This is a genomic window from Luteimicrobium album (assembly GCF_030161555.1).
In the GTDB taxonomy this organism is placed as follows: Bacteria; Actinomycetota; Actinomycetes; order Actinomycetales; family Cellulomonadaceae; genus Luteimicrobium; species Luteimicrobium album.
The window spans coordinates 791,342-815,244 of record NZ_BSUK01000001.1 but is presented as its reverse complement, the minus strand read 5'-3'; the positions used below and the strand labels follow the sequence as shown (position 1 = coordinate 815,244).

The window sequence follows — 23,903 nt, the reverse complement described above, 5'->3', positions numbered from 1 at the left end:
ACCTGCGCCTCCCCGGGCGGTGAACGCGACGGGGTTGTGCGGGTTTCGTGTGAGGCGCGTCCTGGCACGGCGCGGCTACGCTCGGGTCATGGCGAAGACCTGGGAGTACGCGACGATCCCCCTCATCATCCACAACACCAAGGCTGTGCTCGACCAGTGGGGCGCGGACGGGTGGGAACTGGTCCAGGTGGTGACCGGCCCCGACGGCAACGGCCTGGTCGCCTACCTCAAGCGCCCGACGGGGAGTGAGCCGCGTGGCGTCGGTCGAGGCCCGCCTCGCGGAGCTCGGCATCACCCTGCCCGTCGTCGCCCCGCCGGTCGCGGCGTACGTCCCGGCGGTCCGCAGCGGTCACCACGTGTACGTGTCCGGCCAGCTCCCGTTCGTGGACGGCGCACTACCGGTCACGGGGAAGGTCGGCGAGGGCGAGGGCCTGGTCCCGCCCGCCGACGCCGCAGCCCTGGCCCGCGTGTGCGTCCTCAACGCGCTCGCCGCGGTCCGGTCGATCACGGGCTCGCTCGACGGCGTCCGCATCGTCAAGCTCACGGGTTTCGTGGCGTCCGACCCGTCCTTCACCGGGCAGCCGGGCGTGATCAACGGCGCGAGCCTGGCGCTGGGCGAGCTGTTCGACGACGCGGGCATCCATGCCCGCAGCGCGGTCGGCGTCTCGGTCCTCCCGCTCGACTCCCCGGTCGAGGTCGAGCTGATCGCAGAGCTCCCGGCCTGACCGGCCACCGGCTCCCCGAGCACCCCAGCGAGAGACGGCGGTCGCCCACGAAGGGCGACCGCCGTCGTCGTGCGTGCAGAGAGCCGCAGAGGTGACCGGACCGCAGAGCCGGGAGCCGGGAGCCGGGGAGTGTTGTCGCGGATCGTGGCGGGTCTGGCGGGAGCGGCCCGAGGAACGAGGGACGCGGATGGAAGATCCGCGACAACACTCCCCGGGGCCCGGTGGAGGCGACCCGAACGACGACTCAGCGCGCCCGACGCTCCAGGCGGTCCACGTCGAGGAGGACGACCGCCCGGCCCTCGCGCCTCACCCAGTGCCGCTGCGTGAAGTCCGCCAGGGCCTTGTTGACGGTCTCGCGGGACGCCCCGACGAGCTGCGCGAGCTCCTCCTGCGTGAGGTCGTGGGCGACGCGGACGCCGTCGGCGGTGGGTTCGCCGAACTTGCTCGCGAGGTCGAGGAGCGCCTTGGCGACGCGGCCGGGGACGTCGGAGAAGACGAGGTCGGCGAGGGAGTCGTTGGTGCGGCGCAGTCGCTGCGCGAGGGCGCGGAGCAGGTGGCCGGAGACGCCGGGGTGCTCGGTGAGCCACGCGATGAGCTGCTTGTTGTGGAGCTCGTAGAGCAGGGCGTCGGACACGGCGGACGCGGTGGCGGTGCGGGGGCCGGGGTCGAAGAGCGAGAGCTCGCCGAACATCTCTCCGGGGCCGAGCACGGACAGGAGGTTCTCGCGCCCGTCGGGTGCTCGGCGTCCGAGCTTGATCTTGCCTCGCGCGATCACGTAGAGGCGGTCGCCGGGTTCGCCCTCGTGGAAGAGGACGTCGCCACGACCGAGCGTGACCTTCTGCATCGACTCGAAGAGCTTGCGCGTCTCTTCGGGTTCCATGGTTGCGAAGAGGGGGCTTTGAGAACAACCTCGTCGTCCACGCCGTTGGTCCTTCGTCGTCGTCGCCGGTGCTTCTGGGGGCCGGCTGGGGGTGGCCGCTGTCCGGCGCGACGCCGTCGCGGTCACCTACAGTCTGCCGCATCCTGCGAGGTCATGCGGCCAGGCGGGAAGCGAGGAGTGTCGGGTCGGGTCGGTCGGTCGGCCTGGTCGGTCGTCACGTCGCACGGCTCGCGCGCGTCATCCTGGCATCGGACGCACGCCTGCGGCCGAAGCCCGCGCACCACCGGTGGCGGGGTGACGACTCTCAGGAGCGAACTCATGGATCTGCCGCTCGAATCCTTTGGCCGTGACTTCCCGGGCGTGGTCGCCGCACCCGGCTCGCCCGAGTACGAGACCGGGCGTCGTGCGCTGCTCTCGCTGGGGAGCCCCGCGGTCGTGCTCCGGCCCCGTGCCGTCGAGGGGGTGCGGGCGGCGCTCGGTCTCGCCTCCGACACCGGGGTGCCGTTGTCGGTGCGCGGGGCGGCCACGGCTTCGCCGGGCTCTGCACGAACGACGGCGGTGTCGTCGTCGACCTGGCGGACTTCGGGGACGTCGAGGTCGTCGACGTGGAGCGGCACACCGTCCGGGTCGGGGGCGGCGCGACCTGGGGTGCGGTCGCGGACGCGCTGGCGCCCTACGGGTTGGCGATCTCGTCGGGCGACACCCGGTCCGTCGGCGTCGGCGGTCTCACCCTGGGCGGCGGGATCGGCTGGAAGGTCAGGAACCGGGGGCTGGCGCTGGACAGCCTCGTCGCGGCGGACGTCGTCACGGCGGACGGGCGTGTGCTGCGCGCGAGCGCGACGGACCACCCGGAGCTGTTCTGGGCTCTGCGGGGTGGTGGCGGGAACTTCGGGATCGTGACCGCGTTCGAGTTCCGGGCTCACCCGTCGACCGAGGTCTTCCACGGGACGATCCGCTTCCCCGCGGCAGAGGCGTACGGCGTGCTCTACGGCTGGGCGGAATACCTGCGTGATGCTCCGTTCGAGCTGACGTCGATCATGGAGCTCGCGAACCCGTTCGCCGGTGGTCCGGACGCGCCGGTCGCCGTCGGTGTGGTGTTCGACGGGGACGACACGGACCTCGCGGCGGAGGCGCTCGACCCCATCCGCGCGCTCGGCACGGTGCTCGCGGACGACGTCGCGCTCGTGCCCTACGGGGAGGTCCTGGTCGACGGTGTGCTGCCGCCGCTGGGGGTGCGGTTCGTCAGCCGGAACGCGTTCGTCGACCGAGCCGGGGTCGACGAGGTCGTGCGGGTCCTCGCCGATGCGGCGACGTCGCCCGGTGCGCCGGCCGTGTCCGTGCGGAGCATCGGGGGAGCGGTGTCGAGGATCGCCGACGACGCCACGGCCTACGCGCACCGTGGCGCCGAGCTCATGGTCGCCACGACCGTCGGCGGCCCGCCCCCGATGGTGGAGGCTGCCGTCCCCGGTCTCGACTCGCTGTGGGCGACGCTGGCACCGCACGTCCGCGGGTCGTACGCGAACTTCCTCACGGCCGCGACCGAGGGCGACGTGTCCGCCTCCTACCCGGGGGCGACCTACGAGCGGCTCGCGCAGGTCAAGCGCCGCTACGACCCCGGCAACCTGTTCGCGCGGAACCACAACGTCCGGCCCGCCGAGGAGCACCGAGCCGCCCGACGGGAGGCGTCGGAGGTCGCACCGTAGGGTGACGCCATGGCCGCTTCCCCGAAGGGTTCCTCGTCCGCCGCGGTGCCGCGGATCGTCCCGGCCAAGCCGCCGACGACGCACCTGGGCCTGGTGCGTCGGGCGCGGCGGGTGGACCGGGAGCTCGCGGAGACGTACCCGGACGCGCGGTGCGAGCTGGACTTCACGAACCCGTTGGAGCTGCTGGTCGCGACGGTGCTGTCGGCGCAGACGACGGACGTGCGGGTGAACCAGGTGACGCCGGGTCTGTTCCGCCGGTATCCGGACGCGGCGGCGTACGCGGCCGCGGACCGGGAAGAGCTCGAGGGGATCTTGAAGCCGCTGGGCTTCTTCCGGGCGAAGTCGGCGTCGCTCATGGGGCTCGGGCAGGCGCTCGTCGAGCGGTTCGGCGGCGAGGTGCCGGGGCGGCTGGAGGACCTGGTGACCTTGCCCGGGGTGGGTCGCAAGACGGCGAACGTCGTGCTGGGGAACGCGTTCGGGGTGCCGGGGATCACGGTGGACACGCACGTGAAGCGGGTGTCGCGCCGGCTCGGCTGGACCGAGGAGACCGACCCGGTGAAGATCGAGACCGCCCTGGGGGACCTGATCGAGCGACCGGAGTGGACGATGATGTCGCACCGGCTGATCTTCCACGGGCGGCGGTGCTGCTTCGCGCGCAAGCCGAACTGTGGTGGGTGCTCGGTGGCGGCGTGGTGCCCGTCGGCGGGGACGGCAGGCTGAGCCGGTCTGTCCCCGGCCGGCCCGGCCTCGTCAGGCGTCGGTCCGGGCGACCGGCTCGTCCGTGCGCAGGAGGTCGGCGAGGCGGCCGGTCGACGTGACGAGCTGACGACGCAGGGCGCGCGCGACGAGGGGGCGCAGGACGGTCTCGAGGGCGCCGCTCGGGCGCGAGACGGTGCGGAGCACCACGCGGCAGCGGCCCGGCCCCGACGGCACGACGGTCCGTGTACCGTCGGCGTCCGTGCCGCTCACGGTGCGCCACGCGAAGCTGCGCCCGGGGTCGACGTCGAAGATGCGCGCGACGTTCACGGTGCGGGTCCCGAGGATCCGGTAGTGCTCGACGGTGCGGGTGCCGTCGAGGACGGTGCCCCCGTTCGCCCCGACGCCGCGGGCAGCTCCTGGGTCATGGACCGGACGCCGGCCCGCCAGGCGGTGTCGTACCGGTAGTTCGCGACGACCTGCCACGCGCGCTCGGCCGGCACGTCGACGTCGACGGACACCTCGATCTCGATCGGTCGCGCCACGGGGGCTCCGTCCTGTAGGAGGGCGCCGGCGTGGAACAGCCGACCTGGGGAGGGAGGGCGGGCGGCCGGGTTCCTGACGCGCCGGTCGACGCGGGCCGGCTGCTGGGACCCGTCCGGTCCTTCAGTCGACCTGGACCTCGAGGCCGCCGTCCGGGTACAGCAGCACTTCCGCCCACACGTCCGCGGTGCGCCCGGCATTGAACGTCGCGTCGAACCGGCAGTCGAGCACCCAGACGGGAGGCTCACCCGGGGCCGGGACGTCGGTGGTGAGCTGGCGATCCTGGACGACCTCGGGGTTCGTCACGGTCAGCGGGCGCAGCTCGGGCTGCTCCCAGTAGTCGTCGGCGTGGTTCACGATCTCGGAACGCACGTCGTCGCACGTCACGATCCCGACGTCGGCCGGGGACTCGGGTTCCGGGCTGTCGGCGCCGTGGGGGCGCCGCCCTGCTGGTCCTGGGCCGTGACGACCGCACGATCCCATGCCTGGCCGAACTCCCTGGCCACGACCGCCCCGAGCGCGCAGACCAGGACGACGACCGCGAGCGCGCCGAGGGCGATCAGGGCGCGGACGTGGTCGGTCAGGCGCCTCGGCGTCGGGGAGACGGTGGCTGCGCCGCCGGGCGGGATCGGTGGGCTCTCGAACGGATCCGCGCCGGGGTGCGAGGCGGCTGGAAGGGGAGCGACGTGCTCGGTCCACCCGTGACCGTCGAACCAGCGCAGCATCCCGGGGCGGTAGGGGTCGGGGTACCACCCCGGTGCCGGGACCGTCATGTTCCTCCGTCGATGCTTCGCTGGAGCGAGTGGTCGGAGCATACCGGTGTGCCGACCAGTGGCACGATGCGTCCATGACCACGGACGCGCACGCCACCCCGATGCCCGACGCCGACCTGTCCGCGACGATCGCCGCGCTGCAGGAGCAGGAGCGCGAGCTGGTGTTCCGGACCTTCACGAACGACGACGCCTGGCGCCTCGGCTGCCTGCTCGTCGAGCGTGCCCGCGCCGAGGGCCTGGCCGTCGTCGTGGACGTCCGGCGCGGGGAGCAGCAGCTCTTCCACGCCGCCCTCGAGGGCACGAGCGCGCACAACGACTCGTGGGTCCAGCGCAAGGCGCGGGTCGTCGCCCGGTTCGGCGTGTCGACGTACCTCGCGAACCTGCGCGAGGTGGCGCGCGGTCGCACGTTCGGGCAGGCGCACGAGCTGCCGTTCCTCGAGTACGCGGCGGCCGGCGGCGCCTTCCCGGTGCGGGTGGCCGGGGCGGGCGTCGTCGGCTCGGTCGCCGTCTCCGGGCTCACGCAGCACGAGGACCACGAGCTCGTGGTCGCCGGGATGCGTGCGTTCCTCGCCGCCGCCTGACGTCGGGCTCCCGCGGGTCACGCGGTCACGCGGTCACGCGGTCACGCGAGGCTTGCGCGCACCACCTGCCAGCCGTCGCCACCGTGCCGCACCGTGATGTCGAGGAGGTCGGGCGGGGAGTCCGGGTCGTCGTTCCCGCCGTAGACGTCGACGCCGTCGCCCCCGGGTACCGGGTCGCCGGTCGGCGGGTCGGTGCTCGGCCTGCTGCTCGCCGTCTCGTGCCGCACGCAGGCCTCCTGCCGCTGAGCCACCGTCACCACGAACGTGTCCGGCGCGTCGGTCGGGGTCGTCCGCACCGCCTCGGCCCGCATCGCGCACCCCGCGTACCGCACCGTCCCCGCCTCGACCAGACGCATCGACGTGGTCTTGTCCCGGCACCAGCCGCTCGCGGTCGAGCACAGGGCGGCGAAGTCGTGCCAGTCGCCGCTGAGCAGGCCGTACGGCTCGAGCTCGAGCACGTAGACGGCGGCCGCTGACGCCCCGCGCTCGTCGGAGCGTTCGAGAGCCGCTGGCCGTGCCGGGGCGGAGACCGCCACGGTCGCCGGCCGTGCGGGGCCGTCGTGCGCCGCGAACGCCGCCACCGTCAGCACCCCTACGACGAGGGCCGCACCCGCAACGCCGGCGGCCAGCCGGTCACGGCGCCGCGCTCGCCCGGTGAGCCCCCGCCACGTCGTGCGCGTCAGTCCCACCACAGCCGCCACCACCGCTCGTCGTCCGCCCGGTACACCGAGGAGATCTCGTCCGGGCGGCGTGCGCCGTCGAGACCCAGCTCGTCGACCACGTACGACCACAGGCGCTCGCAGTCGCACCCGTCGTCGTGGCGGCGGGGAGCCGGACGTCGTCGTCGAACCGGACGTGGACGCCCTCCGCAGTCAGGCGCTCGTCGCAGCGACCGGGCCCGACGGCGTAGCCGTGCACGTCCAGACGGTCGGGGTGGCTGGCGGTCGCCTCGAGGATCGCGCGGAGCGTCGGGGCGTCGTTCTGCCGGCCGTCGAGGTCAGGCGGGGCGAGCACGTCGAGCAGCTCGGCGGCCGCGTCCCCGTCGAGCCGGGTGAAGGGGACGATGTCCGTCGGGCCCGGCAGGTCGACCAGCAGGCCGCGCACGAACGGCTCGACGAGCTCGGGGACGGTAGACCCGAGGAGGTGCCCGTGGTGGTGGTCCGGCGCGGGCGTCCCGAAGCGGCCGCAGTCGTCGGGGTCGTGCTCGTCGAGGTGCGACTGCCAGACCGCCCGGAGCGAGGGCACCCGTGGTGCGTGCATGGAGCGATGGTCGGGGCGGCCTGTGCCGCGGTCGGGCGGCCGGCGCCGCGCGGCGGGCCTCGTCGTGGTCGGTGTCATGCGGGGAGTCTGGTGCGCCACGGCGGTGCGTGCGTCGGGCCGGACGGGCGTTGTGCAGAGCCGCCCCGCGCGCGGGTCGGTGGGTGGCGCCCGAACGTTGTGCGCGCTACGTTCGCGCCGTGCCACGGGAGCTCGTCGAGGTCGCGCCCGGGGTGCTCGTCGCGACCAGTCGGACCATGACGACCACCTCGACCGTCGTCGCGCGTGGTCACGACGCGCTCCTGGTCGACCCCGCCTGGCACCCCGACGAGCTCGGGGGCTCGCCGACGCGCTCGACGCGCGGGGACTCCGCGTCGTCGCCGGGATCGCGACCCACGTCCACCACGACCATCTGCTCTGGCACCCGCGGTTCGGTGACGTCCCGAGATGGGCGTCGGCCCGGACGGTCGAGCTGGCGCGAGCGGGCCGTGCCGAGATTCGGGCCGCGGTCGCCGACGGCGAGGGTTCCGAGGACGTCGGCTCCCAGCCCTGGACGCCGGAGCTGCTGGCCCTCGGCGGGGAGGTGATCCCGGCGCCCTCGCCCACAGCGGGGCTGCCGGGGAGCCGGAGCTCGTCGTGCACGACGCCCACGCACCCGGCCACGCGGCCGTCTGGCTCAGCGGCGCCCGGGTGCTGCTCGCCGGCGACATGCTGAGCGACGTCGAGCTGCCGCTCCCGTTCGACCCCGACGACCTGCCCGCCTACCTCGCCGGGCTCGACCGCCTCGCGCCGTACGTGGCGCGTGCGCGCGTCGTCGTGCCGGGGCACGGGCGCCCGACGTCGGACGGTGCGGCCCGTCTTGACGCCGACCGCCGGTACCTCGACGCGCTGCTCGCCGGACGAGCCCCCGAGGACCCGCGGCGCGCCAACCCGGGGATGGCCGAGGTGCACGCTCGCCTCACGGCGCTGGCGGCGGCGCTCTGCGGCTGACCGCTCGTCGCGGCTCCGTCAGCGGGCGAACCGCAGGCCGCTCGCCCGGCGGACGGGCCGCGCCACCGCCGCCCGCACGGCGTCGGCCGTCCCGACGACCCGCACCAGCTCCTGCGCACGCGTGACCGCCGTGTAGAGGAGCTCGCGGGTCAGCAGGGGCGAATCGGCGCCGGGCAGCACCACGGTGACGCGCGTGAACTGGCTGCCCTGCGCCCGGTGCACCGTCATCGCGTGCACCGGTTCGACCGCGGGCAGCCGGTGCGGTCGGACCAGGCGCGGGTTCCCGGGCTCGCCGAACGCGACGACGACCCCGCCCTCGCCGTCGTCGACGACCACCCCGGTGTCGCCGTTGGAGAGACCCGTCGTGCGGTCGTTCGTCGTCACGAGCACGGGGCGACCGACGGGCCAGGGACCCGTCTCGCGCAGCCCTGTGGCCTCCGCGACCCAGCCCTGCGCGAGCGCCGCCCACCGGACGACGCCCGCCGGGCCGCGCCGGTGCGCGACGAGCAGCCGGTGCGTACCCAGCGCGGTGAGCGCCGCGGCGGCGTCGCCCGCCTGGGCGGCCGAGGTCAGCGCGGACCCGGCGGCGGCGACGTCGTCCCGCACCTGCGGCATGTCCGTCTCGCGGACCACGTCCTCCACCACCTCGACGAGCTCCACGTGTGTGCCGCCGGCACGCAGCAGTGCGAGCGCGTCGTCGGCGCGGCCCGCGTTGATCGCGTCGGCGAGCGCCCCGAGCTCCTCGCCGAACCGGTGCCGCACCACCAGCTCGACGACCGCCCCCGGATGCGCGCCAGCTGCCGGGGTGCCCGGCTCGAGGTCGAGGTCGGTCAGCGTGCCGGGCACGTGGGCCGTGTCGACGGGCGACGCGAGCCGGTCCACGAGGTCACCCAGGACGGCGCCGACCTCGACCGACGCGAGCTGATGACGGTCGCCGACGAGGACGAGCCGCGCGTCGGGCCGCAGCGCCTCGAGGACGCGCGCGAGCAGCGGCAACGACACCATCGACGCCTCGTCCATGACGACGACGTCGTGCGGGAGGCGGTTCGTCCGGTCGTGCCGGAACCGGGTCCGGAAGCCGGGCCGTGACCCGAGCAGCCGGTGGATCGTGGTCGCATGCACCGACCCGGCGCCCAGCCGGGCGAGCTCGGTGTCGACCGCCTCCTGGAGCCGCGCGGCCGCCTTGCCGGTGGGCGCGCAGAACGCCACCCGCAGCGGGGCGGGGGCGTCGCCGCCGCGCGCGGCCGGCTCGTCGAGCACGTCCCGGAGCGTCGCGACCAGGCGCGCGACCGTCGTGGTCTTGCCCGTGCCGGGACCACCCGTCAGGACGGTGAGCCGGGACCGGGCGGCCGTGGCGGCGGCGAGCCGCTGCCGGTCGTCGGCCTCGCCCGGGAAGTACCGCGTGAGCGCGGCCTGGAGCGCAGGCTCGTCGACGGGGAGCGGAGACGCCAGCCGCTCCTCGACCGCCGCGCGGACGACCTGCTCGTCGCGCCAGTACCGGTCGAGGTAGAGGCGGTGGTCCACGAGGCGCACCGGCCGGTCCGACGGGCCGTCGACGCCGTCCGCGACCATCGGGCTGCGCCGCAGGGCGGTCTCCCACGTGGCGTCGTCGGGCCAGGGGAGGTCTGCAACGGCAGGCGCGTCGTCATCGGCGGTGGCGCCGGAGCCCGTGACGCCGCTCTCGCCCGCGTCGTCGGTGACGTCCTCGGCGACGAGCGTCCGCACGTCGCGGACGTCCACGCACGCCGACCCGGACCGCACCGCCCGGACCGCGAGGGCAGCGGCCAGGTGCACGGCCTCGTCGGCCTCGCCCGTGAGCCGCCCGAGCCGTTCGGCCGTGCGGACGTCCGCGGACGTCAGCACACCCGCCCGAGCGAACTCCCCGAGCAGCGGACCCGCCCGCCACGGGACGCGGGGGTCGCCGTCGACCTCGGCCGTGACCACGCTCATGACCGTCCTCCGTCCAGCAGCGCCGACAGCGCGACGACGAGCGAGGTCGGCGGTCGCCACGACAGCACCCCGCACGGCCAGCCGTCCACCACGGGCGTGTCCGGCCCGCACATGCCGCGCACGTACAGGTAGACGCCCCCTCCGAGGTTCCGGTCGGGGTCGTAGCCGGGCAGCCGCCAGCGCAGGTACCGGTGCAGCGCGACCGTGTAGAGGAGGAGCTGCAGCGGGTAGTGGGAGTCGATCATCCCCGCCACCAGCGCACCCGGCCGGTAGTGCCACGCCGTGACCGGTTCGTCGGGCGGCGCGAGCCGGTTCGTCTTGTAGTCGACGACGACGTAGCGGCAGTCCGCGGGGTGCGTCGCCCCGGGCGGGGTCCGGTGGGGGCGCCGGTGGCCGGTGGCTCGGCGGCGACACGCAGGACCGCGTCGATGCTTCCGGTGAGGTAGCCGCGGACCTCCTCGGTGCCGAGCTCGTCGAGCCGCTCGGCGTAGGGCGCGAAGACGTCGTCCGGGTCGAGGTGGGTGCGCAGCAGGTCGGCGACGTCGCGCAGCCGCGGGGCGCGCTGGCCCCCGGCACCCCGGGGACTCGCGGCGTCCCCTCGACCGCCCAGGTCGCCGCCCGCGAGCGGCAGCTCGAAGTCGAGCTCGGCGAGCCGGTCGGACGGCGCGAGGTCCGCGAGCGACCGCCCGCCCAGCAGCGGACCGCACGGCGTGTGCAGGACGGGCAGCAGCGCCTCGGCGAGCCGCGTCGGCTGGACGCCGATGCCCGGCGCGAGGCCGGTCTCCTCGCAGCGCGCGCGGACCTCGGCGAGCAGGTCGGCGGCGGTCGTGTCGGTGTGCTCGAGGACGGCGTGGACGAGCGTCCCGAACGCCGTGCCGCCGGGGAGGTCCGTGAGCGGCGAGGGCACGGAGCGCAGGGCCCCCTCGGCCTCGTCGCGGGCCTCCGGCAGCCCAGGGACCAGCGCCTCGACGGCCTCGGTCGGCTCGTCCGGCTCGTCGGTGATGCCGGGGTTCTCGGGCTCGTCCGCGACCCCGGCCCGCGCCGGTGTGCCTGCTCCCGCGGGACCGGCGTCGTGCGCGGCGGCGGTGAGCCCCGAGTACGAGGTCCGCCGCCACGCCGTGTCGACGGCACGCCCCAGGCGGCCCACCGCGAGATCGGGACGGTCGCTCGCCGGCGGCGCCCAGTGCGGCGCCGGAGGGCGGGCGTCCACGGTCTCGTGCCGGACGGTGCCGCCGCTCGCCGCGGCGAGGGCGTCGAACGCCCGCCCCGCGTCCGCGTCGGAGGGCACCGGCGCGGTGGCTGCGGGGGTCCCGTCGAGGTCCCGTTCGGCGAGCACCAGGCGCCCGACGGCACCGGCCCCCGAGACCGTGCTCGGCGCCCACCACACCACCACCTGGCTCGACGCGCGGGTCAGCGCGACGTACGCGAGGCGCAGGTCCTCGCCGGCCTCCTCGGTGCGGTGCAGGCCCAGAGCGTCGTCATAGCCGGAGCTCCCGCTCCCTCCCACGTGCAGGCGCCGCGTTCCTTCGGCGTCGTGAAAGTGCAGGACGTCGGGGTCTCGCTTGACGAACCTGTCCCACCCGAACGGCACGAGCACGACCGGGTACTCGAGGCCCTTCGCGGCGTGCACGGTCACGACCTGGACGGCGGCCGCGTCCGTCTCGAGGCGGCGGCTGCGCTCCTCCGCGTAGTCCGACGACGCGTCGTCGATGCGGCCGCGCAGCCACTCGACGAGCGCCGCCGCGCCGAGCCCTGCGTCGCGGGCCGCGGCGTGCAGGACCTCCGCGACGTGCCGCACGTCGGTGAGCGTGCGCTCGCCGTCGACCCGGCGCAGGAGCCGCTCGTGGAGCCCGTGCGCCGTCGTCGCCTCGACGAGCGCTGCGACGCCCTGCTCGTCGAGCACGTGCGACCACGCCCGCAGGAGGTCGGCGAGGTCCTCGCGGGCCGCGTCGTCGGCCGAGGCCAGCCGGTCCGCGTCCCACCCGACGAACGGCGTGAGGGCCACGGCCGCGACCTTCGCGGCGTCGCCCGTGCTTGCGAGCGCGCTGAGCAGGACGAGCCAGTCCCGTGCCGCCGGCGCCCCGAAGACGCTCGACAGGCCGGAGATCACCGCGGGCACCCCGGCGCCCGTCAGCGCCTCGCGCACGGCCAGCGCCTGGCCGTTGGTGCGGACCAGCACGGCCACGTCCCCGGGGACGGTCGGCCGCCAGCCCGTTCCGGTCGGGCCGCTCCCGTCCGCCGGGCCGGTCGTCCCGGCGTCCCGGAGGTGCGCCCTCTCGAGCGTCCGCACGACCTGCGCCGCCACGTCGGCGACGACGAGCTCGCGCAGAGGGTCGACGCGCGGCGCCTTCCCGCTCGGGCTCGCACCGACCGCCGTCCGGGCTACGCGCCGCACCAGGACCGGCGGGCCGCCGTCGAGCCGACGGCCCTGACGTGCAGCATCGACCGGGTGCACGACGATGCGCGGGTCGCCGAGCGCGGCGCCCCCGAACAGGTGCGACAGTCCCTCGAGCACCGGCGCGTCGGTGCGCCAGTTCCGCCCGAGCGTCGACGTGGTCGCGTCGGCGCGTGCCGCCAGGTACGTGTGGACGTCGGCGCCGCGGAACGCGTAGATCGCCTGCTTGGGGTCGCCGACGAGGACGAGGGCGCTCGCCGTCTCGGGGCGCTCGTGGAACGCGGCGCGCAGGATCTCCCACTGCACCGGGTCCGTGTCCTGGAACTCGTCGACGAGCACGATCCGGTACCGGTCGCGCACCCGTTCCACGGCGGCCGCGCCCGAGACGGGGTCGGTGAGCGCGTCTCGCAGAAGCACGAGCAGGTCGTCGTAGTCGAGGAGATGGGCGACCCGCTTGCGTCGGTCCAGCTCCCTGCGCGCGGCCCCGGCGATGCCGAACCGGTCGGCAGCCGCGCTGCCCGGCGGGGCGTCGTCGGGCGCGAGGACGGCCGCATGGTCCGAGATCGCGTTCCGCACGACGGCGCGCGCGTCCTTGACGGTGAGCGCGGCCTGGTCCGTGCCCGCGTACTTGCGCAGGTACAGGTCGTCGACGACCTCGGCCTCGAGGTCCGCGACGTCCGGCAGGAGCGGCGTCCCGGGCTCGACGACGCCTCCGGACGTCGACGTCCCCAGGGCGGCGAGCATCTGTTGGCAGAACCCGTGCGTCGTCGTGATGGTGGCCGCGTCGACCTGAGTGAGCGTGAGCGCGAGCCTTGCCTGGCGCCGGGCCAGCTCGTCGTCGTCGACGTCGGCGAGCAGCCGCACGACCGGGTCCTCGCTCGTCCGCGCCCTCGGGTCTCGCAGGGCGCGCTCGGTGGCGACGAGGCGCTCGCGCACCCGGTCCCGCAGCTCGCTCGTCGCCATCCGCCCGAACGTCACCACGAGGAGCTGGGGGAGCTCCGCGAGCCCCTCCGCGACGTACCGGGTGACCAGGGCCGCGATGGTGAAGGTCTTGCCGGTGCCCGCGCTCGCCTCCAGGACAGTCGTGCCGCGGGGCAGCGGCCCGCACACGTCGAAGACGTCCGGGAGGCCCACGGAGCCGAGCCCGGTGGTCGGGTCGCTCATGCCGACCCCTCCGCCCGCTCGTGCGCCAGCAGCGGGTCCCACACGGCGCGCGCGAGCGTCCCGAACCGGGTCGGCTCGCCACGGACGAGTCCGCTCTCGGCGCCGGACGAGAGCCCCGCGACCGTAGTCAGCCGCCAGCCGTCCCCCCAGGCGAGCACCTCGTACGCGTCGGGTTCCCGGAACCGGCGGTCGCCGACCATCCGGTCGTCGAGGTCGCGCAGGAGCACGCCCGGTTCCTCGCCGTCGGCGCGGCGGCTCGCGTACCGCTCCGCCTGGTCGACGGGCAGCGGCAAGGGCTCGCGGAGCGCGAGGTCGCGCACGGCGACGAGGCGTGCGAGCAGCTCGCGAGCCTCGTCGCGGCTCGGGGCGACCAGCCGTCGCGCGACCGCCGACGGCCGACGACCCTGACCACGGCCGATCGTGACCGCGGAGGTCACGGGCGCACCGCTCGCCACCAGGGCGAGGAGCTGGACCCAGGCACGCAGCCGGTGCTTGGCGGCGAGGCGCGAGTACAGCGCGCGCACGACCGTGCCGCCGCCCTCGCCGGCCCTGACCCCCGGCACCGTGCCGACGACCGTGCGGCCATCGGGCAGCGACGCCGTGACGTCCAGCGTCGCCGCCGTGGCACGCACGAACGGCGTCGCCTCCGCGGCGACGGCCGCCACGTTGTCCGCGATGCCCTGCAGCGCCGCCGAGCCGAGGCGCCCCGGGGGCATCCGGCCGCGCAGACGCTCGGCGCTCGCGGCGACCGCGAGGTCGGCGCCGTCCAGGACGGCCGCGAGGATGCGGTCACCCGCGACCCACCCGTCGAGGCCGTCGAGCTCGAGCGGCAGCCGGTCCTCGAGGTCGTCCTCGTCGCGGGGGAGCGACACCCCCAGCCGTCCGCGGACGAAGGCCCTCACGGGGTGCTCGAGAGTCGGGACCAGCCCGGTCGTGCCCTCGAGACCCACCGTCGCGTCGTCGTCGAGGACCGGAGGCAGGGGTGACTCGAGCAGCGGCCGACGGCCGGTCCGCTCACGGCGGCCCACGAGCGCCGCACGCCGTTCCAGGTCGTCGAAGCTGAACGGCCCACGACGCCCCAGCGCGCCGGGCACGAAGTTGCGCTCGTCCACGGTCTGCAGCGGGTGGTGCACGACGAGCGCCGCGCGCGCGTCGCGCGTCGCGCCGCCCGGTCCCGCGGGGAAGACGACGCACTCGTCGACCGCGTCCAGCAGCTCGCCCACCGGGACGGCCGGCGGCAGTGGGCGGCCGGTCCGCTCGTCGGCGCCCGAGTGGACGACGACGAGGTGGTCCGTGGCGGCGAGCACGGCGTCGAGGAAGAGCTGGCGGTCCTCGGACCGGCGGTCACGCTCGCCGACGAGGGGATCGCGTGCGAGCGCGTCGTCGCCGCTGACCGCGCCGACCCGCGGGAACGCGGTGTCGTCGAGACCCAGCAGGCACACGACGCGGTGCGGGACGGCGCGCATGGGCTCGAGCGAGCACACCGTGAGCGCCCCCGTGCGGAACCCGGCCCGCGTGGGGCGCCCAGCGAGCCGCCGCTCGAGCAGTGCGACGACGTCGGGCAGGCGCAGGAGCGCGCCGCCGTCCGACGACGCGGCGCCCGTCGACACGGTGCCCGCCGCCGCGCGAGCGTCCGCCAGGACGCTGCGGGCCTCGACGCGCTGCCACTGGTCCGCCGGAACCGTGTCGGTGAGCAGGACGAGCGCCCGGTCGAGCGCGTCGAACCACGCCGCCGCGGGCCGCGGACCCTCGAGCTCCGCCAGCAGGCCCGTGAGCCGGTCGACGAGCTCCGCGAACCGGCCCGCGAGGTCCACCTCGGTGCTGCCGACGTCGTCGAGCGGGAGCGTCGCGTCGAGGTGGCGGTAGTCGTCGTCGGACATCGCGACGCCCAGCAGCAGACGGTCCATGGCCGCCGCCCAGGTCCCCTGCCCGACGCGCACCCCGAACCGGCTGCGTCGGCCCGCGTCCTCACCCCACCGCACCCCCGACTCGAGGGTCCACGCGCGGAGCCGCTCGAGGGCGTCGTCGTCGAACCCGAACCGGCGGCGCACCGCGTCGAGGCCCGCGAGGTCGACGACCGCCGACGCCGTCACGCGCGACCCCGCGAGGGTCAGCAGGTCCGAGACCACGCGCAGCAGCGGGTTGGTGCGTGCCGGTGACCGGTCCGCGATCCGGACGCGCAGCGTGCGGCCGGGGTGCGGGTCGGCGTCGTCGGTCGCGGCAGCTCCGAACGTGGCTGTGACCAGCGGCGCGAACGCCTCGACGTCCGGGCACAGCACGACGACGTCGCGCGGCTGGAGCGTCGGGTCGTCGGCCATCAGCCCGACGACCGCCTCGCGGAGCACCTCGACCTGCCGCGACCGGCCGTGGCACGCGTGCACCTGGACGGTCCGGTCGTCGGCGGCGGCGAGGGACCGTGACCCGGGCGCGGGGCGCTCGTCGGCGCGGAGCGCGCCCTGGAGAGCCCCGAGGACCGTCGCCGGGGGCACCGGCGCGGGGTGGTGCGTCGCCTCGACCCCGCGGGCGGCCAGCCGCAGGCTCAGCTCGGTCGCGTCGCGGCCCAGCGAGCCGAGCAACGGGTGCGACGCCGAGACCGTGACGTCGGCCCGGCGCGGCGCCGGGTGCGACCCGTCCGGCGCGTCGTGGCCGAGGTCCGCGGTCGCCCGGCGCCACAGCGCCGGCGAGGGGTGGGGGAGCCACAGGTGCACCTCGCGGTGCGCGGCGAGCGCATCGAGGACGTCGAGCTCCGCCTCCGGGAGCCGCGTCGGTCCGAACACCGACAGCCGCGCCGGCAGGTCCACGACCCCCGGGTCGTCGCGTAGCACGGCCGTCGCGGAGGCCAGCCGCTCGGCGGGGCTGGGCACCCCGGTGGCCTCGCGCACCGCACGCCAGAGCGGTGGCTGCCACGCCAGGTCCGGCGGGAGCGGCCCGCCCGCGCCGTCGTCGTCGAGCCTGTCGGCCCACGACGCGACCAGGGACGGGCGCTGCGACCCGTATGCCGCGAACAGGGCGGCGACCCGCTGGGCGAGGCGCATGCGTCGGGCCTCGCGGACGCCGTCGGACGCCGACTGCCCCGGCGGGTCCGTGAGGAAGCGGGCCAGCGGCGCGGCCCACGCCTCACCCGACGCGACCGCGGCGTCGACCACGCGCAGCACGTGCCACGCGAGGCGCTCGCGGTCCCACGGGTCGGCGTCGGGGTCGATGCCGCTCGCGGTCGCCACGACCCGGTGCAGCACGCGCGACGGCGAGTCGAAGACGACGTTCGCGCACACGCCCGCCTCGGACCCGAGCGCCCCGAGCCGGTGCGACAGCCGCTGCGCGACCCACCGCTCGACGCCCCGCGTCGGCACGGCCACGACCTCGGCCGCGAACGGGTCGGCGGGAGGATCGGCGGCCAGGACCGCAGCCAGCTCACCGACCAGCACGTCTGCGCGCTCCGACGTGTGGACGAGAAGACGACCCGCGCGCGGCACCTCGAGGAGAGGCGGGGGCTGCGCCGTGGTCGTCATGTCCCGGACCGTAGCAGCGACCGCCGACGCGTGGCTGCGGGACCCGCGCGAGAACCGACCCCTGTGCACAGGCCCCCGCCGGGCGGTCGTGTGGACGGCCTGCGCGCGCCTGTTTCACCCGCAGCAGCGGTCCCGAGCGCGTCCGTGCACGACTCTCTCCCCACAAGGAGTGCTGTGCCGAAGGAGGCGCACATGTCGGGCTGGGCGATCCACGGACGCATCGTCACGATGGCCGACGACGGCCCCGCCGCGTTCAGCGGCCGCGTCTGGGTCCGCGACGACGGGACGATCGCGGCCGTCACGCACGGCACCGCGAAGGGGCCGGCGGAGCTGAAGGGCGCGCCCGTCGTCGACGTGGGGCACTCGCTCGTCCTGCCCGGCCTCGTCGACCTGCACAACCACCTCGCGTACGACACCCTGCCGCTGTGGGCCGAGCCGACCCGCGCGACCCCGTGGGCGCACCACGACGCCTGGCCGCGAGCCGCGTCGTACGCCGCGTCCACGACCTGGCCCGCGTACGCGTTCATCACGGCCTGCCCCGCCGAGCTGCTCGCGTACGTCGAGGTCAAGGCGCTCGTCGGCGGCACGACGTCGACCCAGGGCTCGCCCCCGAGCAACCGCCCGCGCGACGGCTGGCTCGTGCGCAACGTCGACGACGAGTCCTTCGGCACGGGGAACCGCAACCTCGTCCTCGCGTCCGTCCTCACCGCGACGCCCGCCGTGCTCGCGGACCGCGCGAACAAGATGCGTGCCGGGTCGGCGTTCGTCTACCACTGCGGCGAGGGTCAGCAGGGCAGCGTCGTCGCGCGCGAGTACGACGACGCCGAGGCCGCAGGATGCCTCCAACCCCGGTTCGTCGCGGTGCACGCGACCTCGGTGCCCGCCGGCCGCTTCGCCGACTGGACCGACGCGGGCGCCGTCGCGTGGAGCCCGTTCTCCAACCTCTGGCTCTACGGCCAGACCACCGACGTCCCCGCCGCACGCGCCGCCGGGCTGAGCGTCTGCCTCGGAGCCGACTGGGCGCCGTCGGGCAGCAAGAACGTGCTCGGCGAGCTCAAGGTCGCGCGGCTCGTGAGCGACCACCTCGGCTGGGGGCTCACCGACGAGGACCTCGCCCGCATGGTCACGTCCGCACCCGGCGACGTCCTGTTCCGCGCGTGGGGGCGGCAGGTCGGGCGGCTCGAGCCGGGGGCGCTCGCCGACCTGCTGGTCCTCGACGCGACGGCCCGCGCCACCCCGTACCGGGCGCTCGTCCGCGCGACCGAGGACGACGTCCGACTCGTCGCCGTCGCGGGCCGTCCCGCGTACGGGGAGCCGGCGCTCCTCACGACGGCGCTCGCGGCCGCGGGCCCGGCCGGTGCGCCCGCGCCCACCACGGTCCGCGTCGGCGCGCGCGCCATGGGCCTCGTCCTCACCGACCCCACCGACGGCACGACCCCGTGGACGTGGGACCAGGTCGTCGCGCGCCTCGAGGCCGTGCGTGTCGACCCCAAGCACGAGATCGAGGTGGCGCAGCAGCGCGGGTCGGCGTTCGGGGCCGACGGCCTCGACGCGACCCCCGACCTCGGCCTCCAGCTCGCCCTCGACATGCCGACGGGCGTCGGCCCGGTCGGCGGCCTCCCGCACGACCTCGGGCAGGTCGTCGTCCCGCCCCTGCAGTCCCTCGTGCACGACGCCGACTGGCTGGCCTCGGTGCACGGCCGCGGGTTCCACGGTGGCCTGCTCGACGGGCTCGGGACGTTCTACGGGTGACCGGCCATGACTGCCACCACCCACGCCCGTGCCGTCCGCAGCGCTGATGCCCTGCGCGGCACGCTCCTCGCCGACGCCGCCCCTCGCCTCGCCGCCGCGGCCCACCTCGACGGCGGCGAGCGGCTCCAGGTGATCGACGCGCTCGCGACCGTCCTCGACGGCGTCTACGCCCACCTGCCGGCCAAGCGCGCCGCGTACGCGACGGACCCGGTGCAGGCGCTCACGCTGCTGCGCCGTCGGGCGGGGGACCTGAGCGACGCGGAGTTCCACCTGGCCCTGACGCGCATCGTGGCGGGGCTGCGCGACCGGCACACCCGGTACACCGGCCCGACGCCGCTCCACGGCCGGGTCGCCGCGCTCCCGTTCCTCGTCGAGGCGTACGGGGCGGGGCCGACGTTCGTCGTCTCGAAGGTCACGTCGCCCACCCCCGCCACCTCCGCCGAGTCAGCGGGTTTCCCGCGAGTCGGCGGCGAATCCCCGCTGAGTCGCGGGGAAGGCGCTGACTCGGCGGGTCGGGCGGTGGGCGAGCTGCCGGGCGACTTCCGCGCCGGCGCCGAGATCGTGTCGTGGAACGGGGTGCCGATCGCGCGCGCCGTCGAGCTGCACGCCGACGTGGAGACGGGTGGCCGGCCGGACGCGCGCCGCGCTCGGGCGCTCGAGTCGCTCACGTTCCGGGCGCTCGACTTCGGTCCGCCGCCGGACGAGTGGTGGGTGGTCGTGGGGTACCGGCCGGTCGGTGCGCGCGGCGGGCTGGGCGCCGTGCGCGAGGCGCGGTTCGACTGGCGCGTGCTGGCCCCGGGCCGCGCGGCGACGGCCGTGAGCGACGCGCGGCTGGCCCGCAAGCTCGCCGTCGACCCGGCCGGTGAGGCCGTCCGCCGGGCGAAGAAGATGCAGTTCTCGACCGACCTCTGGCTGGCCGACGCGGGCGACGCCGCGACGGCCCCGATGCAGGACGCCGTGTCGGCCCGCGCGCTCGACGACCGCACCGGGTACCTGCGCCTGTGGTCGTTCGACGTGCAGGACGACGACGCCTACCTCGACGAGGTGAGCCGCCTCCTGCAGGGACTCCCGCAGGAGCAGGTGGTGGTCGACCTGCGCGGCAACCCGGGCGGGCTCGTGTGGGCGGCCGAGCGGCTCCTGCAGCTCTTCACGGACGGCCCGGTGCTGCCGGTCCGGTTCAGCCTCGTCGCGACGCCGCTCACCCGGCAGCTCGCCGACAGCCCCTTCAACCGCCTCGAGCTCGAGGCGTGGAGCCCGTCCCTGCAGGACGCCGTCACCACGGGCGACGTGTACGCGCAGCCGCTGCCCGTGACCGACCCCGGCTGGTGCCGCGACCGGGGGCGCGTGTACCCGGGGCGCGCGGTCGCCGTCGTCGACGCGACGACCTACTCGTCCGGCGACCTGTTCGCCGCGGGGTGGGTGGACAACGGCGTCGGACCGCTCGTCGCGGTCGGCGCCGGGCCCGGCACGCACGCCACGGGCGGCGGCGGGGCGACCGTCTGGACGTACGCGCAGCTCCGCGACGCGTCCGCCGGGACGGACGACCCGCTGCCCGCGCTCCCGGCCGGCTGCGGGCTGACGGTCGCCGTCCGACGCGCCGTACGGTCCGCCGCGGGCGACGGGATCCCGCTCGAGGACCTCGGCGTCGCCGGACGGCCCTACACGATGACCAAGCGGGACCTGCTCGACGGCAACGTCGACCTGCTGCGCTTCTGCGCCCAGGTCCTCGGCGACGAGTGACCCCGCGAACCCGAGGAGGAACGATGACCACCCCGACCTTCGACCCCGGCCCGCCCAGCGCGGTGGCCCGGCACTTCGCGGCGCTGCCGTCGTACGCGGCGCACGCCGGCCTGTTCTGGTACGACTGGGGGCCGATCCTCTACCGCGGCCGCCTCAACGGCTCGGCGCGCGTGCTGTGCCTCGCGTCCGACCCCGGCCCGACCGAGCGCGTCGCGCACCGCACGCTCGTCGGCGACGCCGGGCAGCGCGTCCAGGGCTTCCTCGCCAAGCTCGGGCTGACGTCGTCGTACGTGTGCGTGAACGCCTATGCGTACGCGCTGCTGCCGTCGAAGGCGTCGCGCGCCCTGACGGAGGTGCTGCCCCTGCCCGAGCAGGTCGCGTGGCGCGCGACGCTCCTGTCGCTGATCACGGGACCGAAGCTCCAGGCGGTCGTGGCGTTCGGTGAGCAGGCCCAGGGCGCGCTCGACCTGTGGGCCGGGCTCCCCGCCGGGGTCCACGTGGAGCGCGTGCCGCACCCGTCGTCGCGGAGCGCGTCCGCACTGCTCACGGCCTGGCGGGCGGCGGTCCTGCGGCTGCGTGCCGTCGTCACCCCCGATCCCGACGGCGCCGCCGGGCTCGCCCTCCCGAACTACGGCACGTCGTTCCTCGAGTCGGACTACGCGCGGATCCCGCGCGGCGACCTGCCGTTCGGGGTGCCCGACTTCCTGGGCGACGACGCGTGGGGGAGGAAGGCGAAGCCGCGGCACAACAACGGCGTCAGCCGGTCGTCGAAGGACCTGCTCCACACGATCGAGTGGATCGCGCCGCGGTCGTGACCACGCCCCGCTCGGACCTCAGGACCCCGGGACGACCGTCGGCACGTCGAGGTCGGACGCCGCACGTGCCAGTCGCGAGTCGATCGTGACGAGCGCCGCGTCGAACCGTCGGGCCAGGACGACGTACGGAGCGTCGTACGGGCTGACGGTGTAGCGCAGCTCCCACACTTCGGCGAGAAGCCAGGGTTCGGGCCCGACGACGCGAAGCTGGGTCGCGACGACGGCGTCCCCGAACGACTGCGCGGCGTCCCGGCCGAGCACCCCCGCCTGCTCGTAGCGTCGCACGGTCCGCAGCGTCTCGATCGGGCCGTGGGCCGGGACCAGCCAGTCGGGGTCGGCCTCGAGGACGGCGCGCGACGCGTCGCCCTGGTCCCCGGCGTCGACGAGGGCACACACCCAGGCGCTCGCGTCGAGGACGATCACCGTGCGGACCGGCGGCGTCCACGCGGTGCCGGGAGGTCGTCCCCACCACGATCCACCGTGAAGCCCCCGTCGCGGCCCTCACGGACGACGTGCGCGAGCGTCGACGCGTCAGGGATCTCGACGCGGAGCCCGGCGGTCGCGTGGAACAGGTCGATGTTCCCGACGGCCCGCGCTTCGCGTCGCACGACGTCGAGGAGGTACGCCTGGAGCGACTGCCCGCGTGCGGCCGCGGTGCGGGCGAGGACGTCGCGGACGTCGTCGGGCACGTCGCGGATCTGCAGAGCCACCATGCATGCAGTTTACATGCACGTGCCACGCGACTACGCGACGGGCAGGTCGTCGGGATAGACCACGTCGACCTCGGTGATCGAGCGAGGGAAGTCCTTGCGGTTGTTCGTGAGGACGGCGCCGTCGTCGGGCGGGGGTCGAACAGCGGCGCGATCCGCGCGCCGAGCGGATGCGCGGGGGCCGCCGCATAGACGAGGACGTCGGCGTCGAAGGCGGTCGTCATCCTCAGCGGGCGTCGCGGTCGGCGCGGATCCGGGTCACGAGCTCGTCGGCGCGCTCGGGTGTGAGCCCGGCCGTCGCGACTTCCGGGGTACGTCGATGGACAAGCACGTACATCAAGGGGAGTGCCGAGACGGGGAATCCGTTCTTCGGGAGGTTCCCGAAGAACGGATTCCCCATCTCGAGGAGCCGGTCGGCCCGACGAGCGATCAGCGGTGGACCGAGCCCCGCCAGTGCGTGTGACCCTTCGTGATCTGGACGATCGTGCCGGGGGCCGGCGGGTCGTCGTTCGCCAGGGTCGCGGCCCACACGGACCCGTCCTTCGCCGTCTCGACGGCGACGACGCCCGGCAGCGTCACGAACGAGGACACCCGGCCGTGGTCGACCTTGGAGATCTTCCCGCCGAACAGCTCGGCGACGTAGACCTCGCCGCGCGACCCGATCGCCAGGTTCGTCGCGCCGAGGAACCCGCCGGCGAGCTTCGTCACGTGGCCGGTGCGCGGGTCGACGCGCCACAGCGCGCCGCGGGCGCCGAGCTGCGGGCCCTCCGGCCCGCCCGGCAGCGTGGTCACGTACAGCTGGCCGTCGCGGCCGACCTCGACGTCCGTCGGGACCGGCTCGAACGCGTACGTCACGCCGGCGACGCACGACGGCAGCCCGAGCGCGGCCGCCGCGGCGGCGGTGACCCGGTGCGGCTGCGGGGGCAGGACCGCGAGGGTCCGGATCGTGCCCGTCGAGCTGATCTTGAACAGCACGTTCGCGCCGGCGTCGGCGACGACCCAGTCACGCCCGTACGACGCCACCGAGTAGGCGTGCGAGTCGACCTGCCCCGTGTACGAGACGGGGAGACCGGCGGCCGTCAGGGCGTCGGTGACGCACTGGCTCGGGTTCGTCACGCCGTAGTGGTTGACCTTGTCCGGGTTGTTCGCGACCTCGAACGCGTGGGTGTCCGCGTAGAGGCGGCTGCCGAGCGGGCCCCAGATGTCGAGGCCGCTGGCCGAGTTCTCGAACGTCTCCTCGTTCGTGACGGTCGTCGTGAACGCGAGGTAGTCGGCGGAGCGTGCGACGCCGGACGCGCCCGGCTGGTCCGCGGCGATCGTGACCGGAGCCCCGCCCTTGCCGAGGCTGCCGACCAGGTTGAGGCCGCCGTCGGCGAAGTAGACCTTGCCGGACGAGAGGTCGAGGTTGAAGGGTGCCGCGAGCTGGTCGGACTGGACCACCGGGTTCGGCGTGTGCACGGGTTTGCCGTGCGCGGACGCGACCGCTGCCGGGGTCGCGAAGGCGAGCGCGACGACGCCGAGCGCCGCCAGCTTCTTGGAGGTACGCATGAGCTCTCCCCGTCGAGAGTGTGACGAGATGCAGGGATGGCGGCGCGCCGAGACGCGCGGGACGCGTGAGAGGCGCGAGAGGGGGCGCGTCGTCCATGCGGGATGGTTGCCAAGTGTGACTCAGATCACCATGGGGCAGGCACTCATCGTGCGGCGGGCGCTCAGCGGTGTC

At 75.4% G+C, this 23,903-nt stretch carries 22 protein-coding genes and 2 pseudogenes; 10 read left to right on the top strand and 14 right to left on the bottom strand.

The annotated features are described in order from the left end of the window. Positions 1–88: 88 nt before the first annotated feature. Both sp36 and QQK45_RS04065 read left to right on the top strand, forming a co-directional pair. Positions 89–241, top strand: a pseudogene (gene sp36 / locus QQK45_RS23570) (Sp36 family protein); the annotation flags it as partial. Positions 242–254: 13 nt separating this feature from the next. Continuing rightward, positions 255–725, top strand: coding sequence for a RidA family protein (locus QQK45_RS04065; RefSeq protein ID WP_284292167.1), 471 nt, complete (start codon positions 255–257; stop codon positions 723–725). 244 nt (positions 726–969) lie between these two features. Here QQK45_RS04065 and QQK45_RS04060 read toward each other — a convergent pair whose 3' ends face one another. After that, positions 970–1,605 (bottom strand): Crp/Fnr family transcriptional regulator, encoded by a 636-nt coding sequence (locus QQK45_RS04060; RefSeq protein ID WP_284292166.1) that lies wholly within the window; start codon positions 1,603–1,605, stop codon positions 970–972. A 563-nt stretch (positions 1,606–2,168) separates the two neighbouring features. On the opposite strand from QQK45_RS04060, the pseudogene QQK45_RS04055 reads away from it, so the two are divergent. The 3 genes and pseudogenes from QQK45_RS04055 to nth all read left to right on the top strand — a co-directional run. Continuing rightward, positions 2,169–2,378 (top strand): annotated as a pseudogene (locus QQK45_RS04055) (FAD-binding protein); the annotation flags it as partial. Between the two features lie 264 nt (positions 2,379–2,642). Continuing rightward, the gene (locus tag QQK45_RS21885; RefSeq protein WP_348525330.1) at positions 2,643–3,308 is read left to right on the top strand and encodes a BBE domain-containing protein; all 666 of its coding nucleotides are present in this window, start codon (positions 2,643–2,645) and stop codon (positions 3,306–3,308) included. Between the two features lie 9 nt (positions 3,309–3,317). Continuing rightward, complete coding sequence (gene nth, locus QQK45_RS04045; protein ID WP_284292165.1) at positions 3,318–4,028, top strand: endonuclease III; 711 nt, start codon at positions 3,318–3,320, stop codon at positions 4,026–4,028. 30 nt (positions 4,029–4,058) lie between these two features. Here the strand turns inward: nth and QQK45_RS21880 are convergent, their stop codons facing one another. From QQK45_RS21880 to QQK45_RS04025, 3 genes are all read right to left on the bottom strand, one after another. Next, complete coding sequence (locus QQK45_RS21880) at positions 4,059–4,490, bottom strand: SRPBCC family protein (RefSeq protein WP_348525147.1); 432 nt, start codon at positions 4,488–4,490, stop codon at positions 4,059–4,061. A gap of 180 nt (positions 4,491–4,670) precedes the next feature. Continuing rightward, positions 4,671–4,919 carry a hypothetical protein gene (locus QQK45_RS04030; RefSeq protein WP_284292162.1) on the bottom strand — a complete coding sequence of 83 codons (249 nt, stop codon included), beginning with the start codon at positions 4,917–4,919 and terminating at the stop codon, positions 4,671–4,673. Between the two features lie 11 nt (positions 4,920–4,930). Further along, entirely contained in the window at positions 4,931–5,320 is a 390-nt protein-coding gene (locus QQK45_RS04025) for a DUF2510 domain-containing protein (RefSeq protein ID WP_284292161.1), read from the bottom strand. Between the two features lie 74 nt (positions 5,321–5,394). Here QQK45_RS04025 and QQK45_RS04020 point away from each other — a divergent pair, with 74 nt between their 5' ends. Next, positions 5,395–5,901, top strand: coding sequence for a heme-degrading domain-containing protein (locus QQK45_RS04020; protein WP_284292160.1), 507 nt, complete (start codon positions 5,395–5,397; stop codon positions 5,899–5,901). A 41-nt stretch (positions 5,902–5,942) separates the two neighbouring features. On the opposite strand, the gene QQK45_RS04015 is transcribed toward QQK45_RS04020, so the two are convergent. Continuing rightward, positions 5,943–6,593, bottom strand: a complete 651-nt coding sequence (locus QQK45_RS04015) for a DUF6318 family protein (protein WP_284292158.1) — start codon at positions 6,591–6,593, stop codon at positions 5,943–5,945. After that, entirely contained in the window at positions 6,535–7,161 is a 627-nt protein-coding gene (locus QQK45_RS04010; protein WP_284292157.1) for a hypothetical protein, read from the bottom strand. The genes QQK45_RS04015 and QQK45_RS04010 overlap by 59 nt, the downstream gene beginning before the upstream one ends. 633 nt (positions 7,162–7,794) lie before the next feature. On the opposite strand from QQK45_RS04010, the gene QQK45_RS04005 reads away from it, so the two are divergent. Then, positions 7,795–8,148 carry an MBL fold metallo-hydrolase gene (locus QQK45_RS04005; RefSeq protein ID WP_284292156.1) on the top strand — a complete coding sequence of 118 codons (354 nt, stop codon included), beginning with the start codon at positions 7,795–7,797 and terminating at the stop codon, positions 8,146–8,148. 18 nt (positions 8,149–8,166) lie between these two features. On the opposite strand, the gene recD is transcribed toward QQK45_RS04005, so the two are convergent. The 4 genes from recD to recC are packed head-to-tail and all read right to left on the bottom strand — an operon-like array spanning position 8,167 to position 17,166. Beyond that, on the bottom strand, positions 8,167–10,098 hold the full coding sequence (gene recD, locus QQK45_RS04000; protein WP_284292155.1) for an exodeoxyribonuclease V subunit alpha: 1,932 nt from the start codon (positions 10,096–10,098) through the stop codon (positions 8,167–8,169). Continuing rightward, positions 10,095–10,343 (bottom strand): PDDEXK family nuclease, encoded by a 249-nt coding sequence (locus QQK45_RS03995; protein ID WP_284292154.1) that lies wholly within the window; start codon positions 10,341–10,343, stop codon positions 10,095–10,097. The genes recD and QQK45_RS03995 overlap by 4 nt, the downstream gene beginning before the upstream one ends. Next, positions 10,340–13,657: a UvrD-helicase domain-containing protein gene (locus QQK45_RS03990; RefSeq protein ID WP_284292153.1), complete on the bottom strand. Its 3,318-nt coding sequence runs from the start codon at positions 13,655–13,657 to the stop codon at positions 10,340–10,342. Before QQK45_RS03990 ends, QQK45_RS03995 begins: the two co-directional genes overlap by 4 nt. Further along, positions 13,654–17,166, bottom strand: coding sequence for an exodeoxyribonuclease V subunit gamma (gene recC / locus QQK45_RS03985; RefSeq protein ID WP_284292152.1), 3,513 nt, complete (start codon positions 17,164–17,166; stop codon positions 13,654–13,656). The genes QQK45_RS03990 and recC overlap by 4 nt, the downstream gene beginning before the upstream one ends. A gap of 192 nt (positions 17,167–17,358) precedes the next feature. On the opposite strand from recC, the gene QQK45_RS03980 reads away from it, so the two are divergent. From QQK45_RS03980 to QQK45_RS03970, 3 genes are read left to right on the top strand one after another with little or no spacing between them, the layout of a single operon-like run. Continuing rightward, positions 17,359–18,918, top strand: a complete 1,560-nt coding sequence (locus tag QQK45_RS03980; protein WP_284292151.1) for an amidohydrolase family protein — start codon at positions 17,359–17,361, stop codon at positions 18,916–18,918. A 6-nt stretch (positions 18,919–18,924) separates the two neighbouring features. Further along, the gene (locus tag QQK45_RS03975; protein ID WP_284292150.1) at positions 18,925–20,658 is read left to right on the top strand and encodes a S41 family peptidase; all 1,734 of its coding nucleotides are present in this window, start codon (positions 18,925–18,927) and stop codon (positions 20,656–20,658) included. Between the two features lie 23 nt (positions 20,659–20,681). Next, positions 20,682–21,473: a uracil-DNA glycosylase family protein gene (locus QQK45_RS03970; protein ID WP_284292149.1), complete on the top strand. Its 792-nt coding sequence runs from the start codon at positions 20,682–20,684 to the stop codon at positions 21,471–21,473. A gap of 18 nt (positions 21,474–21,491) precedes the next feature. On the opposite strand, the gene QQK45_RS03965 is transcribed toward QQK45_RS03970, so the two are convergent. The 4 genes from QQK45_RS03965 to QQK45_RS03950 all read right to left on the bottom strand — a co-directional run bounded on the left by QQK45_RS03965 (position 21,492) and on the right by QQK45_RS03950 (position 23,731). Further along, the gene (locus tag QQK45_RS03965) at positions 21,492–21,896 is read right to left on the bottom strand and encodes a type II toxin-antitoxin system VapC family toxin (protein ID WP_284292148.1); all 405 of its coding nucleotides are present in this window, start codon (positions 21,894–21,896) and stop codon (positions 21,492–21,494) included. Next, entirely contained in the window at positions 21,893–22,186 is a 294-nt protein-coding gene (locus QQK45_RS03960) for a FitA-like ribbon-helix-helix domain-containing protein (protein WP_284292147.1), read from the bottom strand. Before QQK45_RS03960 ends, QQK45_RS03965 begins: the two co-directional genes overlap by 4 nt. A gap of 223 nt (positions 22,187–22,409) precedes the next feature. Further along, entirely contained in the window at positions 22,410–22,583 is a 174-nt protein-coding gene (locus QQK45_RS03955; RefSeq protein WP_284292146.1) for a hypothetical protein, read from the bottom strand. 29 nt (positions 22,584–22,612) lie between these two features. After that, positions 22,613–23,731, bottom strand: coding sequence for a ScyD/ScyE family protein (locus QQK45_RS03950; protein WP_284292145.1), 1,119 nt, complete (start codon positions 23,729–23,731; stop codon positions 22,613–22,615). Positions 23,732–23,903: the final 172 nt, after the last annotated feature.